This is a genomic window from Curtobacterium sp. ODYSSEY 48 V2 (genome assembly GCF_023712625.1).
Classification (GTDB): Bacteria; Actinomycetota; Actinomycetes; order Actinomycetales; family Microbacteriaceae; genus Curtobacterium.
On sequence record NZ_JAMAXX010000001.1, the window covers coordinates 494,530 to 508,272 of the forward strand.

The following is a 13,743-nucleotide window of genomic DNA, read 5'->3' on the forward strand; positions in this document are numbered from 1 at the left end:
ACAGACGGGCACGAGCGCCACCCACTACCATGCAGTGGTCCCTGACCGACGAACACGGAGACACATGGGCCTCTTGGACAGCTTCGAGCGAGGGTTGGAGCGCGCCGTCAACGGCACCTTCGCGAAGACCTTCCGCTCCGGCGTGCAGCCCGTCGAGATCTCCAGCGCGCTGCGGCGGGAGCTCGACACGAAGGCCGCCGTGGTCTCCCGCGAGCGGATCCTCGTCCCGAACGAGTTCACGGTGCGCCTCGCGCCGCCGGACCACACGCGGATGAACGACATCGGGCGCCCGCTCATCGACGAGCTGTCGCAGATGGTGCAGCAGCACGCGGTGGCCCAGAACTACTCCTTCTCCGGACCGGTCTCGATCACGCTGCAGCAGGACGGCACGCTGTCCACCGGCATCCTGCAGGTCGACTCGTCGACGGTGCAGCGTGACGTGGCGTGGGTCGCCGTGCTCGACATCGGGTCGCAGCGCCACCGGCTGCACCGCGGCCGCACCGTGATCGGGCGCGGCACCGACGCGGACATCACCGTCGCCGACACCGGGACGAGTCGGAAGCACGTCGAGATCATCTGGGACGGCAAGCACGCGCAGGCCAACGACCTCGGGTCCACGAACGGGTCGAAGCTGAACGGCGAACGCTTCCAGCAGGCCATCGTCGAGCCGGACTCCACCATCGAGATCGGTCGTACCCGTATGGTGTTCCGGGTGATCCCGGAGAACGACGGAGGTGCGCGATGACCACGGGCCTGACCCTGCTCGTCCTGCGCTTCGCCTTCCTCGCGGTGCTGTGGCTGTTCGTGTTCGTCATCGTCTTCGCCCTGCGGAGCGACCTGTTCGGCCAACGTGTCCGCACCATCCCGACCGACCCGAAGGCCGGAGCGTCCGCACCGACGACGCCGACCGTGCCCGCCGCCGCGGCTCCTGCAGCCGCAGCGCCCGGCGCGTTCACGGAGCTGATCGGCCAACCCGCGGGCCCGACACAGCAGCAGTCCGGCTCCGCACCGCCGACCGGCGTCGCGACGCGCCTCGTCATCACCGAGGGCTCCCGCGAGGGCATGGAGATGCCCCTCGGCGGCGGTCCGATCACCATCGGACGCTCCAGCGAGTCGAACGTCGTCATCCGCGACGACTACACGTCGACCAACCACGCCCGCCTCGACCTCCGCGGCGAGGGCTGGGTCCTGTCCGACCTCGAGTCCACGAACGGCACGTTCGTCAACGGTCAGAAGGTGACCGGGCCCGTGACCATCGCGGAACGGACGCCGATCACGATCGGGACGACGACGTTCGAGCTGCGGCGGTAACCGGGACATGACGGCTCGCACGCTGAGCGCCGCTGTGTCCCACGTGGGGCGCATCCGCGCCAACAACCAGGACTCCGGCTACGCCGGCACGCACCTCTTCGCCGTCGCGGACGGCATGGGCGGCCACGCCGGCGGCGACGTCGCGTCCGCGATCGCCATCCGCCGCATCCGCGAGGTCGACCGCGAGTTCCCGTCCGCGCACGATGCCGAGTTCGCCCTGCAGTCCGCGCTCATCGCCGCGAACCAGCTCATCACCGAGACGGTGTTCGAGCACCAGGAACTCACCGGCATGGGCACCACGGTGTCCGCACTCATCCGGGTCGGCGAGCAGATCGCCATCGCGCACATCGGCGACTCCCGCATCTACCGCCTGCGCGACGGCGAGCTGCAGCAGATCACCTCCGACCACACCTTCGTGCAGCGCCTCGTCGACAGCGGTCGCATCACGCCGGAGGAAGCCGCCGTCCACCCCCGGCGCTCGGTGCTCATGCGCGTGCTCGGCGACGTCGACGCCGCCCCCGAGGTCGACACCGCCGTCATGGACATCCAGACCGGCGACCGCTGGCTGCTCTGCTCGGACGGTCTGTCGTCGTACCTGGCCGAGGAGCGGATCCGGCACGCGCTCGCGTCGACCATGGACGCGAACCAGGTGACGCAGCGCCTGGTCAAGGAGACGCTCGACCACGGTGCCCCGGACAACGTGACCGTCGTCGTGATGGACGTCACCGACACGGAACCCGAGGACGACGACGCCGCCGCCACCACGGTCGGTTCCGCCGCGGCACCCCTGACCTTCGAGGCGTCGACCGGTCGCAAGCCGATCCGCCTCCCCACGATCCTGCTCCACCCGCTCAAGGTGAGCGCCGTGCCGGAGGACTCCCACTTCGAGCCCGAGTCCGACCAGTACTTCGCCGAGCTCATCGCCGAGGACCGCCGTCGGCGCATCCGACGCCGCGTGGCCTGGTCGATCGCGCTCGTCGTCGCCGTCGCGGCCCTCGTGGGGGCGGTGTTCCTGGGCTGGCGGATCACCCAGGCGCACTACTACGTCGGCACCGACCGCGGCACGGTCGCCATCTACCAGGGCGTGCAGCAGTCGATCGGGCCGATCGCGCTGTCGGACGTCTACGAGGACACCGACATCTCGGTCACGTCGCTCCCGGACTACACGCGCGAGAACGTGCGGTCGACGATCAACGCGACCTCGCTCTCCGACGCGCGCGACATCGTGGACCGGCTGCGGAAGGCCGCCGAGACCGGCCAGGACCAGGCCGGCACGGGCGGCGATGCGGACTCGTCGCCGTCGCCCACCCCGACCCGGTCGGGGTCACCGTCGGGCAGCGCCTCGCCGTCCGGCAGCGCCTCGCCGTCCGAGAGCCCGGGGGACGGCCGATGAGCACCGCGACCGCGCAGTCCTTCACGCAGGCGATCACCATCAAGCTGCGGGAGCCGGCCCGGGCCCGGAACCTCGAGCTCGTGCTGCTCGTCATCGCGTGCGGCATCTGCGCCGGCGCGATGGTGCTCGTCCAGCTCGGCACCAAGGGCCGCATCTTCGACACCGGTGTGCTCTGGGTCGGCGGCGGGATCCTCGGCCTCGCGCTCGTCATGCACGTGGTGCTCCGCGTCGTCGCGAAGCACGCGGACCCGTTCGTGCTGCCCATCGCCCTGGTGCTCAACGGCATCGGCATCGCCGAGATCTACCGCATCGACGTGCACAACGGCCTGACCGGCTGGGACGCGATCGGCGTCAAGCAGATCGTCTGGACGATGCTCGCGATGGTCCTGGCGACGATCACCGTCGTCGCGGTCCGCAACCACCGCTTCCTGCAGCGCTACCGCTACATCTTCATGTTCGCGACGATCGCGCTGCTGCTCCTCCCGATGCTCCCCGGCATCGGGGAGAACGTCGGGGGCGCCCGCGTGTGGATCCGCATCGGCCCGTTCTCGTTCCAGCCCGGCGAGCTCGCGAAGATCACGATGGCGCTGTTCTTCGCCGGGTACCTCGTCACCGCCCGGGACTCGCTGTCGATCGTCGGCAAGAAGTTCGCCGGCATGACCTTCCCGCGCGCCCGTGACCTCGGCCCGATCCTGGTGATGTGGGCGTCGGCCATGGCCGTTCTGGTGTTCCAGCGCGACCTCGGTACGGCGCTGCTCTACTTCGGCCTGTTCCTCGTGATGATCTACGTCGCGACCGCCCGGCTCGGCTGGGTCGTCATCGGGCTCGGGCTGTTCGTCGGCGGTGCCCTCGTCGCGCAGTCGGTCCTGGTCTACGTGCGGGGTCGCTTCGAGCAGTGGCTCGACCCGTTCGACCAGGCGATCTTCGACCGACAGACCCAGGGCAGCTACCAGCTCGTCCAGGGCCTGTTCGGCTTCGCGAACGGCGGGATCACCGGTACCGGCCTCGGTCAGGGCCGCCCGTACATCACGCCCGTCGCCAACGCGGACTACATCGTCGCGTCGCTCGGCGAGGAACTCGGGCTGATCGGCGTCTTCGCGATCCTCGCCCTGTTCATCGTGCTGGCGTCGCGGGGCCTCCGCGTGGCCTTCATGGCGCAGGACGACTTCGGCAAGCTGCTCGGTGTCGGCTTCGGCTTCATCATCGCCCTGCAGGTGTTCGTCGTCGTCGGCGGCATCACCCGGATCATCCCGGTGACCGGTCTGACCACACCCTTCATGGCCGCGGGTGGCTCGTCGCTCATCGCGAACTGGATCATCGCGGCGATGCTGCTGCGACTGACCGACTCGATCCCCGCAGAACAGCGCGTCCAGCAGGGCGCGGTCCCCGCCGCCCGTGGCCGTTCCGGACGCGGTGCGACGACCAGGAAGGAGCGCACCCGGTGAACCGACAGCTCCGCGGCGTCTCGACCGTCATCGTGCTCATGTTCGTCGCGCTCTTCGTGTCGACGACCTCGATCCAGTTCTTCGCCGCCGACACCCTGCGTGCCGACTCACGGAACTCCCGCACGATCCTGGACAGCTACTCCACCAAGCGCGGCGCGATCCTGGTCGACGGCAGCCCGATCGCCGAGTCGACCCCCTCGGACGACCAGTACCAGTACCAGCGCAAGTACACGAACGGTGCGCTGTACTCCGCCGTGACCGGCTACTTCACCATCGGCCAGGGCAACACGGGCATCGAGAGCGCCGAGAACGCCGTGCTCTCCGGCAACTCCGACGCGTCGTTCTTCCAGAACCTCAACGCGATCCTCACCGGGCAGGACGTCCAGGGCGACAACGTCAACCTCACCATCGACCCGGACGTGCAGCAGGCCGCGTACGACGCACTCGGCGAGAACAGCGGTGCGGTCGTCGCGATCCAGCCCAGCACGGGCAAGATCCTGGCGATGGTGTCGAAGCCGGCGTACGACCCGAACGCCCTGACCTCGCACGACACCGCGCAGGTCAAGCAGCAGTACGACGCCCTGCTGCAGCAGACCCCGACCCCGCTGCAGAACCGGGCGATCGGCGGCGACCTGTACACGCCGGGATCGGTCTTCAAGCTCGTCGTGGCCTCCGCCGCGCTCAAGGACGGCAAGTACTCGCTCGACTCCGAGTTCCCGAACCCGTCGCGCCTGCAGCTGCCGGGCACCAGCTCGTACATCAACAACGCCGAGGGCGGCTCCTGCGGCGGTGGCGACACGGTCAAGCTCCGGACGGCGATCCAGTTCTCGTGCAACATCCCGTTCGCCGAGCTCGGCCAGAAGCTCGGGTACGACACGATCAAGTCCGTCGCGGACGAGTACGGCTTCGGTGACGCGATCGAGGTCCCGATGCGCGCCACCGCGAGCCAGTACCCCGACGTCGACTCGACCGCCCAGCTCATGCTGAGCGCGTTCGGGCAGGCCAGCGTGCGCGTCTCGCCGCTGCAGATGGCGATGGTGTCGGCCGGCATCGCGAACGGCGGCAAGGTCATGCAGCCCTCGCTCGTCGACTCGATCACCACGAGCGACCTGAAGACCGTCGAGTCGTTCTCGCCGAAGCAGTACAGCGACCCGCTGTCCGGCTCCGAGGCCGCCGACCTGACCGAGGCGATGCAGAGCGTCGTGAGCGGCGGGACCGGCACCAATGCCAAGATCGACGGAGTCGACGTCGCCGGCAAGACGGGTACGGCGGAAGGCGGTACGGGTGATCCGTACACGCTGTGGTTCACGGGGTTCGCCCCGGCGAAGAACCCGGAGGTGGCCGTCGCGGTCGTCGTCGGGAACGGCGGCGGACTCGGGCAGTCCGGCGTCGGCAACACGGTCGCGGCCCCGGTCGCGAAGAAGGTCATGGAGGCGGTGCTGAACAAATGAGACCCACCAGCGGACTCACCTTCGGTGGGCGGTACCAGCTCTCCTCGCGGGTCGCGATCGGCGGCATGGGTGAGGTGTGGCAGGCGACCGACCTCGTCATCGGCCGGACCGTCGCACTCAAGATCCTCAAGGACGAGTACCTCGGCGACCCGGGCTTCCTCGAGCGCTTCCGCGCAGAGGCGCGCCACGCTGCCCTCGTCAACCACGAGGGGATCGCCAACGTCTTCGACTACGGCGAGGAGGACGGCAGCGCCTACCTGGTGATGGAACTCGTCCCGGGCGAGGCCCTGTCCACCATGATCGAGCGGGAGCACACGCTGCCGGTCGACAAGGTGCTCGACATCGTCGCCCAGACGGCGAACGCCCTGCAGGCCGCCCACGCCGTCGGCCTGGTGCACCGTGACATCAAGCCCGGGAACCTGCTCATCACGCCCGACGGCCGTGTGAAGATCACCGACTTCGGTATCGCGCGCATCGCCGACCAGGTCCCGCTCACCGCGACGGGCCAGGTGATGGGCACCGTCCAGTACCTGTCCCCGGAACAGGCGAGCGGCCACCCGGCATCGCCGTCGACCGACATCTACTCGCTGGGCATCGTCGCGTACGAGTGCCTGGCCGGGCGTCGTCCGTTCACCGGCGAGTCCCAGGTCGCGATCGCGATGGCGCACATCAACGAGCAGCCGCCCGCGCTGCCCGGTGACGTGCCCGAGCCGGTCTCGGCACTCGTGCTGTCCTGCATCGCCAAGAAGCCGGCGGACCGTCCGGCGACCGCGGCGAACCTGGCCCGCGCGTCCCAGGCGCTGCGGCGCGGGGACGTCGCCGCAGCGACCGTCGCCGTGCCTGCAGTCGGCGGCGCGGGCACCGTCGCGTTCAACCCGCCGCAGCGTCCGGGCAACGACGCGGCGACCGCGCTCATCGGCACGCAGGCCGGAGCCGTCGCCGGCCCTCCCGGCACGCCGCGGTCACCGGCAGCGCCGGAGGACGAGGAGCCGACCAAGAAGCGCGCCTGGATCTGGTGGCTCGTCGGGGTCCTCGCGGTGCTCGTCATCGGTGGGGTCATCGCGGCCTTCGCGCTCGGCGGCTCCGACGACCCGGACCCCGCACCGACGTCGGCCTCGGCCGCGCCGACCAGGTCGACGCCGACACCGACACCGACCACGGCACGGGTGTTCCTGAACAAGAGCGACTACGTCGGCCGCAGCGCCGACGAGGTCCGGAACGAGCTCCAGGGCCGCGGCTTCGAGGTCACCGTGCAGGACGGCAGCCCCGCGCCGACGGCGGAGCAGGCCGGCACCGTCGCGGACCTCACCCCGACCGGCAGCGTCGTCGAGGGCACCCTCGTCACGCTCACCCAGTACACGACGCCGCCGACGGCCAACAAGCCGAACACCCCGACCGCGGGGACGGTGTCCGAGTCCGGCCAGGTCACCTTCAGCTGGTCGGGCGCGACGTGCCCCGACGGCTACGACGTGTCGAAGTACACGTGGACGGTCACGGGCGGCAAGGACGCCTCGGGGGCCACCTCCGGGGACACCAGCTCGACGGCCGTCACCATCCAGGCGGACGCCGTGAACGACGAGGTGTCCTTCACCTACACGGTCACGTGCGGCTCGCTCGCTGCCTCCGAGTCCTCGGACGCCGCGACGGCGACGTGGGAACAGGCCGAGGACCCGACGCCCTCGGGCACCCCGACCCCGACCCCGACGGGCCCGCAGGACGCCAACTGATCGTCACCCGAACGGGGGCTGTCGACACCGTTGTGTAACGGTTCGTCGGCAGCCCCCGTCGTCAGCGTTCGGGCAGGAACCCCTGCCGTACACTTGCCCGGACGAACATTCGGAGGAGTACGTGCCAGAAGGTGTGACCGCGGGGATCACGCTCCTCGCCGACCGCTACGAGATCGGTGACGTCATCGGTCGTGGGGGCATGGCGACGGTGCACGTGGGCACCGACACGCGACTCGGTCGCAAGGTGGCGGTGAAGCTCCTCAAGCCGAGCCTCGCCACGGACCCGACCTTCCGGATCCGCTTCCGGCAGGAGGCCCAGGCGGCGGCCCGCATGGCGCACCCGACGATCGTGCGCGTCTACGACGCGGGCGAGGAGACGGTCACCGAGCCCTCCGGCGCCCAGGTCCAGGTGCCCTACATCGTCATGGAGCGCGTCGACGGTCGCGCACTCTCCGACGTGCTCGACGACGGCCCGCTCGACCCGGCCGAGGCGGTCCGCATCACCGAGGGGATCCTCACCGCCCTCGAGTACTCGCACCGCGCCGGCGTGGTGCACCGCGACATCAAGCCCGCGAACGTCATGGTGACGCACAGCGGCCAGGTCAAGGTGATGGACTTCGGCATCGCCCGTGCCATCACCGACACGTCCGCGACGGTCGCGCAGACGACCTCGATCCTCGGGACGGCCTCGTACTTCTCGCCGGAGCAGGCCCGCGGTGAGACCGTCGACGCCCGGACCGACCTGTACTCGACCGGCGTGCTGCTCTTCGAGCTGCTCACCGGCCGCCCGCCCTTCGTCGGCGACTCCCCGGTGGCCGTGGCCTACCAGCACGTGAGCGAGCAGCCGGTCGCGCCCTCCACGCTCGTGCCCGAGGTGTCCCCGGCGCTCGACGCGGTGACGCTGCACGCCCTGGTGAAGGACCGCACCCGTCGGTTCCAGACCGCCGCGGACTTCCGGACCGACCTGCAGCAGGCCGCCGCCGGCAAGGTCCCGGTGTCCACGCGAACGCTCCAGCAGAACGCGGCACACGACGCGTCCACGATGCTCTTCGGCGTGAACCCCCGCACGACCTCGAACCCTGCCGTGGCGTTCCGCGAGCTCGACGACGACGCCGCTGACCACCGACCCCAGCGCACGCAGAACCGCCCTCCGGTCGCCTGGATCTGGCTCGGCATCATCCTCACCGCCGCCGTCATCGCGGGCGTGGTGTTCTTCGTCGCGAACCTGCAGCCCGGCAAGGCACCGGTGTCGTCGTCGGTGTCCGTACCGAACGTCGTCGGCGCCACGTGGGACTCGGCGCGGACCGAACTCGAGAAGCGGGACCTCAGTGCCGTCGAGGTCGGCGAGAACTCCGACGACGTCGCCAAGGACACGGTCATCCGCACCGAGCCCGGGGAGGGCACGAACGTCGCCCGCAAGCAGAGCATCCGCGTCGTCGTCTCCCTGGGACCGGAGCAGGTCGCCGTCCCGGACGTCGCCAACCAGACGCAGGACGCGGCGGAACAAGCCCTGAAGGACGCCGGGTTCGCGGTCGGAGCGATCAACAGCGACTACTCGAGCGACGTGCCCGAGGGCACCGTGATGAGCAGCGACCCGGGCAGCAGCACGCAGCTGACGAAGGGTTCCGTCGTCAACCTGACGGTCTCCAACGGCAAGGTGCAGATGCCGGACGTCACGCAGCAGCCGATCAGCGCCGCCAACGAGGCACTCGCGAACCTCGGGCTGAAGGTCGTGGCGTCCCCGACGTACACGTGCACGGGCAGCACCGTGGTGCAGCAGAGCGTGCCGCAGGGCGACGTCGCGCAGGGCAGCACCATCACGCTGACGTACTGCGCAGCCTCGGCACAGCGGCCGTCGCAGGCGCCGTCCGTCCCCGACCGGGGTGGCGACGACAGCGGCAGCGACGGTGGCGGCGGCAGCGGGACCGTCCAGGGCGGCGGCGCCGGACAGTAGTCCGTCCGTCACGTCGGCTGCGGCGGGCGTCCGTCCGTCGGCCTGGAGGCACGCGGCAGCATCCCCGCGGACGTCGCCTGCGCCGGTGGTCACCGGACGCGGCGGCGGTCGTACCGCTCCGGCGTCAGGACCGGTGTTCGGCGATCAGCGGGTTGAGCGCTGCGGCCCGCTCGGCAGCACCGGTCAGACCGGTGGTCTCGAGCCAGTTGCCGACCATCCGGTACCCGCCCTCGGTGAGGACGGACTCCGGGTGGAACTGCACGCCGTACACCGGGTGGTCACGGTGCTGCACGCCCATGATCACCCCACCTGCGGTCCGCGCCGTGACGGTGAGCTCGTCGGGCACCGTCCCGTCGACGATCGCGAGCGAGTGGTACCGCGTGGCGGTGAACGGGTGCGGGACACCGGCGAAGAGCACGCTGTCGTCGTGGTCGACCTGTGAGGTCTTCCCGTGCATGAGTTCCTCGGCGTGGGTCACCGTGGCGCCCATGGCTTCAGCGATCGCCTGGTGCCCGAGGCACACGCCGAGCAGCGGGGTCTCGGCGTCGACGGCCGCACGCACGGTGGGGATCGAGACACCGGCGTCCGCGGGGGTGCCCGGCCCGGGCGAGAGCAGCACACCGTCGTAGTCGGCGATGCGCTCGGCGATCTCGTCCTCGGGGAACGCGTCGTTCCGGACGACGTCGGTGTCCGCGCCGAGCTGCTGCAGGTAGCCGTTGAGCGTGTAGACGAAGCTGTCGTAGTTGTCGACGACGAGGATCTTGGTCATGGTCGGATCACCGTACTCGTGGGGGATGTGCGCGGGCTGCTGAGGGTCTTCCCACAGACGTGGTCACGGTAGGATACCGGCCATGGCCAAGGACAAGGACCGCACCAAGCCCGCCCGGAGGACCCGAGCCGACTCGGTCGACACGGCGGGCGACCAGCCCAACCCCATGTGGTTCAAGCCGGTCATGTTCGGCTTCATGCTCATCGGGCTGGCCTGGGTCATCGTCTTCTACATCTCGAACACGACCCTGCCCGTACCGTCGCTCGGGTCGTGGAACATCCTGATCGGCTTCGGGATCATGTTCATCGGGTTCCTCATGACCACGCGGTGGCGCTGACCGCCGCCCAGCATCTCCCGACGCCCGTCGTACCGCCCGGTACGGCGGGCGTCGTCGTTCGCCCCGGCCCGTCCCCTCCCGGCCCGTCCTGTCCCGGCCCGTCCCGTCTCGGCCCGGGTTCCTGCTCGCTGTCCACAAGCCCGACACCACCCCGACGCATCCGTCCACACCCGGGACCACGTTCTCCACAGTTGTCCACACTTTCCACACGACCATCCACACCATGGCCCCCGAGTTGTCCACAGGCCCGTCCACAGTGGGGATAATCACACCCGTGTAACTCACCGAGTTGTCCCCAACTGTGGAGAACTCACCGGACGGCTGTGGAAAGCGGCCTCCAGAGAGGCAGAACGCCCCGCCCCACACTGTGGTGGGACGAGGCGTCCTGAGCGGCGGCGGACTCGTCAGCCGATCGCGTAGCCACCGATGCTGATGTACGCGGCGCCGATCCCGGCCACGAGCAGGACCGCTTCGGCGACGAGGAGCCCGACCTGCAGGCCACGCTGCCGGACGTTCCGGGTCTTCGAGAAGACGAAGCCCGTGACGAACCCGAGCACGATGCCACCGACGTGGGCCTGCCACGAGATGTTGGTCCCGGGCAGGAAGCCGACGACGAGGTTGAGCCCCATGATGACGAGCAGCTGGACGGCGTTGTAGCCGAGGCTGCGCTGGATCACGAAGAACGCCGCGAACAGCCCGAAGATCGCACCCGAGGCACCGACCACCGGCGTACCGGGGGTCAGCAGGGACACCGCGAGGTCACCGCCGAGGCCCGCCAGGAAGTACAGCGCGACGAAGCGCCACGTGCCGAGGAGGTTCTCGAGGATCCGCCCGAAGATGAACACCGCGAGCATGTTGAACCCGATGTGGAAGATCGACGAGTGGACGAACAGCCCCGTGACGAGGCGCCACGGCTGTGTCCCGACCAACGGCGTCCAGTAGCTGAGCCACTGGTTGACGACGTTGCCGGACAGCAGGTTCAGCAGCCAGATCACGACCGACACGGCGATGATCACCGTGGTCGCCTTCTGGTCCATCATCGCGAACCGACGACGGGCGACGGTCAGGCCGCCCGGGGCCCCGGAGGCACGACGGTTCGCCTGGAACTGCGCGCGCTGTTCACGTACGCACTCCGGGCAGTGCACGCCGACGGCCGCCGGCGTCTGGCACTCGGTGCAGATCGTCCGCCCGCACCGCTGGCACAGGATGAAGCTCTGCCGGTCCGGGTGCCGGTAGCAGTAGTTGTCCCGCCCCGGGGCCTGGTCGGTCACCGGGTTCAGACGTCCTCGACGTCGATGCTCTCGATGACGACGTCCTCGACGGGCTTGTCGCGACCGTCCGTCGGGACGCCCTCGATCGCGTCGACGACCGCGCGCGACTCGTCGTCGGCGACCTCACCGAAGATGGTGTGCTTGCCCTGCAGCCAGGGGGTCGCCACGGTCGTGATGAAGAACTGCGAGCCGTTCGTGCCCCGCCCGCCCTGGATGCCGGCGTTCGCCATCGCGAAGATGTACGGCTCCTGGAAGGTGAGCTCCGGGTGGATCTCGTCGTCGAAGCGGTAGCCCGGACCACCGATGCCCTGACCGAGCGGGTCGCCGCCCTGGATCATGAAGTCCTTGATGATGCGGTGGAAGACGACACCGTCGTAGAGCTTGTCGGTCGAGACCTTGCCCGTGCCGGGGTGCGTCCACTCCTGCTTGCCGGTCGCGAGGTCGACGAAGTTCTTGACGGTCTTCGGGGCGTGGTTGCCGAACAGGTTGACGCGGATGTCGCCCTTGTTCGTGTGGATCGTTGCGACAGCGGTGTGCAGAGACATGTGTCGATTCTCGCATGCACTCCTGACGGTGACACGGATCACACAGCCGACGATCCGTGACCTGTCAGGGTGCTCGGTGGCAGGATGGGGTCACGCCGATCCGATGGAGGTACCAGATGACGACGATCGAGATCCCGCGCAAGCGTCGGAAGCAGATCAAGAAGCTCAAGGGCAAGACGGCCTCGCTCCTCGGCGAGCAGCGCAAGGTCCTCGAGCACGCGAACGCGATCCTCGCCGAGGCCCGCTCGCACGCTGCTGACGCAGCCCGCAAGGACATCGCCCCCCGCGTGCAGAACGCGATCGACAACGGGATCCGTCCCGCCGTCGCGACGGGCGTGCACGCAGCGACCTCGGCCGCGCACAGCGCGTCGCACCGCTTCCAGACCGAGGTCGTCCCCGGCCTCGTGGCGACCGCTGGTTCGGTGATGAGCGTGAAGGACCTCGCGAAGGACCCGCGCGTCAAGAAGATCGTGAAGGACGCCCAGAAGAAGGGCAAGAAGGCGAAGAAGGCCGCGGCGAAGTACACGCCGGGGCAGCAGAAGAAGGGCCTCGGGTTCGGTGGGGTCGCCCTCATCGTCGTCGGTGTGGTCGCCGTTGCCGGCGCCGCGTACGCCGCCTACCAGACGCTCCGCGCCGACGACGACCTGTGGGTCGCCGACGACGCCGACACGGCGGAGAAGCCCGCCGCCTGACCTCCCGGTTCGTACGAAGGGCCCCGGCACCGCGCCGGGGCCCTTCGTCGTCCCCGGCCGTCCCGCACGCCGCAGAACCTGCCCCGGCCCCGGCCCCGTGCCACCTGCCCCGAGCCCCGAGCCCCGAGCCCCGAGCCCCGAGCCCCGAACGGGCGACATACGGCCCGCTCACCGCTGAGACTCGACGAGAAGAACCCTGTCGACGCCCCGCACGCGGCACGTCCTGCCCGCTCGACAGCCCCAGCCTCAGGCTCAGGCACAGCACCGGCCCCAGCCTCAGGCACAGGCCCGGCCTCAGCCCCAGCCCCAGCCACAGACTGGAGGCACGCCCTCATCCCGTCAGCCGCTGTTGCGCCGTCGCGCAACATGCCGCCGTCGCTCGCCCAGGTGCCACGACATGCCGCGTCGAAGCACCACAGACGGCATGTCGTGCGCCAGCGCCGGGCCGAACGCCCGCAGCGGCGACACCTCACGCCCGAAGACGACCGAGACGACCACCCCGCAGCGGCAACGCCCGGAAGAAGGCGACCATCGCGGAGCGGCGCGCCGGAGGCGCAGGCCAGCACAGAACGAAGCCCCTGCGAAGCGACGAAGTCGCGAGCAGGGGCTTCTCGAGTGGAGCCTGGGAGAATCGAACTCCCGACATCCTGCTTGCAAAGCAGGCGCTCTACCAACTGAGCTAAGGCCCCGTGAGGACCAGCGTACTGGTCCCGGTGGGAAGTGGTGGGGCTACAAGGACTTGAACCTTGGACCTCTTCGTTATCAGCGAAGCGCTCTAACCGCCTGAGCTATAGCCCCTCAGACCAGAAGAAAGCCTACCGTACCGATCTCGGAGAACGAAATCGAGG

General features: G+C 69.6%; 12 protein-coding genes and 2 tRNA genes. 9 read left to right on the forward strand and 5 right to left on the reverse strand.

All coding sequences use genetic code 11. From position 1 onward, the window contains the following. Positions 1–64: 64 nt before the first annotated feature. The 7 genes from M3666_RS02430 to pknB all read left to right on the forward strand — a co-directional run bounded on the left by M3666_RS02430 (position 65) and on the right by pknB (position 9,281). Positions 65–745: a DUF3662 and FHA domain-containing protein gene (locus M3666_RS02430; protein ID WP_066651163.1), complete on the forward strand. Its 681-nt coding sequence runs from the start codon at positions 65–67 to the stop codon at positions 743–745. Then, the gene (locus M3666_RS02435; protein ID WP_251154391.1) at positions 742–1,311 is read left to right on the forward strand and encodes an FHA domain-containing protein; all 570 of its coding nucleotides are present in this window, start codon (positions 742–744) and stop codon (positions 1,309–1,311) included. The genes M3666_RS02430 and M3666_RS02435 overlap by 4 nt, the downstream gene beginning before the upstream one ends. 7 nt (positions 1,312–1,318) lie before the next feature. Beyond that, positions 1,319–2,704: a Stp1/IreP family PP2C-type Ser/Thr phosphatase gene (locus tag M3666_RS02440; RefSeq protein WP_066651160.1), complete on the forward strand. Its 1,386-nt coding sequence runs from the start codon at positions 1,319–1,321 to the stop codon at positions 2,702–2,704. Then, complete coding sequence (locus M3666_RS02445) at positions 2,701–4,149, forward strand: FtsW/RodA/SpoVE family cell cycle protein (RefSeq protein WP_251154392.1); 1,449 nt, start codon at positions 2,701–2,703, stop codon at positions 4,147–4,149. Before M3666_RS02440 ends, M3666_RS02445 begins: the two co-directional genes overlap by 4 nt. After that, a complete protein-coding gene (locus M3666_RS02450; protein ID WP_066651145.1) occupies positions 4,146–5,600 on the forward strand; it encodes a penicillin-binding protein 2 in 1,455 nt (484 codons plus the stop codon). Before M3666_RS02445 ends, M3666_RS02450 begins: the two co-directional genes overlap by 4 nt. Next, on the forward strand, positions 5,597–7,327 hold the full coding sequence (locus M3666_RS02455; protein WP_066651142.1) for a protein kinase: 1,731 nt from the start codon (positions 5,597–5,599) through the stop codon (positions 7,325–7,327). The genes M3666_RS02450 and M3666_RS02455 overlap by 4 nt, the downstream gene beginning before the upstream one ends. Before the next feature lie 121 nt (positions 7,328–7,448). Further along, positions 7,449–9,281 (forward strand): Stk1 family PASTA domain-containing Ser/Thr kinase, encoded by a 1,833-nt coding sequence (gene pknB, locus M3666_RS02460; protein WP_308301814.1) that lies wholly within the window; start codon positions 7,449–7,451, stop codon positions 9,279–9,281. Positions 9,282–9,405: 124 nt separating this feature from the next. Here the strand turns inward: pknB and M3666_RS02465 are convergent, their stop codons facing one another. Then, entirely contained in the window at positions 9,406–10,050 is a 645-nt protein-coding gene (locus tag M3666_RS02465) for an aminodeoxychorismate/anthranilate synthase component II (protein WP_066651138.1), read from the reverse strand. An 82-nt stretch (positions 10,051–10,132) separates the two neighbouring features. Between M3666_RS02465 and M3666_RS02470 the strand changes: the two genes are divergently transcribed. After that, a complete protein-coding gene (locus tag M3666_RS02470; protein WP_251154393.1) occupies positions 10,133–10,387 on the forward strand; it encodes a cell division protein CrgA in 255 nt (84 codons plus the stop codon). Positions 10,388–10,791: 404 nt separating this feature from the next. Here M3666_RS02470 and M3666_RS02475 read toward each other — a convergent pair whose 3' ends face one another. Further along, a complete protein-coding gene (locus tag M3666_RS02475; protein WP_066651137.1) occupies positions 10,792–11,658 on the reverse strand; it encodes a rhomboid family intramembrane serine protease in 867 nt (288 codons plus the stop codon). Between the two features lie 5 nt (positions 11,659–11,663). Continuing rightward, the gene (locus M3666_RS02480) at positions 11,664–12,203 is read right to left on the reverse strand and encodes a peptidylprolyl isomerase (protein ID WP_066651135.1); all 540 of its coding nucleotides are present in this window, start codon (positions 12,201–12,203) and stop codon (positions 11,664–11,666) included. Between the two features lie 116 nt (positions 12,204–12,319). Between M3666_RS02480 and M3666_RS02485 the strand changes: the two genes are divergently transcribed. After that, positions 12,320–12,895, forward strand: coding sequence for a hypothetical protein (locus tag M3666_RS02485; RefSeq protein WP_066651134.1), 576 nt, complete (start codon positions 12,320–12,322; stop codon positions 12,893–12,895). Positions 12,896–13,511: 616 nt separating this feature from the next. Here the strand turns inward: M3666_RS02485 and M3666_RS02490 are convergent. Both M3666_RS02490 and M3666_RS02495 read right to left on the reverse strand, forming a co-directional pair. Further along, positions 13,512–13,584 (reverse strand) — tRNA-Ala (locus tag M3666_RS02490). A gap of 32 nt (positions 13,585–13,616) precedes the next feature. Further along, a tRNA-Ile gene (locus M3666_RS02495) sits at positions 13,617–13,693 on the reverse strand. Between the last annotated feature and the right edge of the window lie 50 nt (positions 13,694–13,743).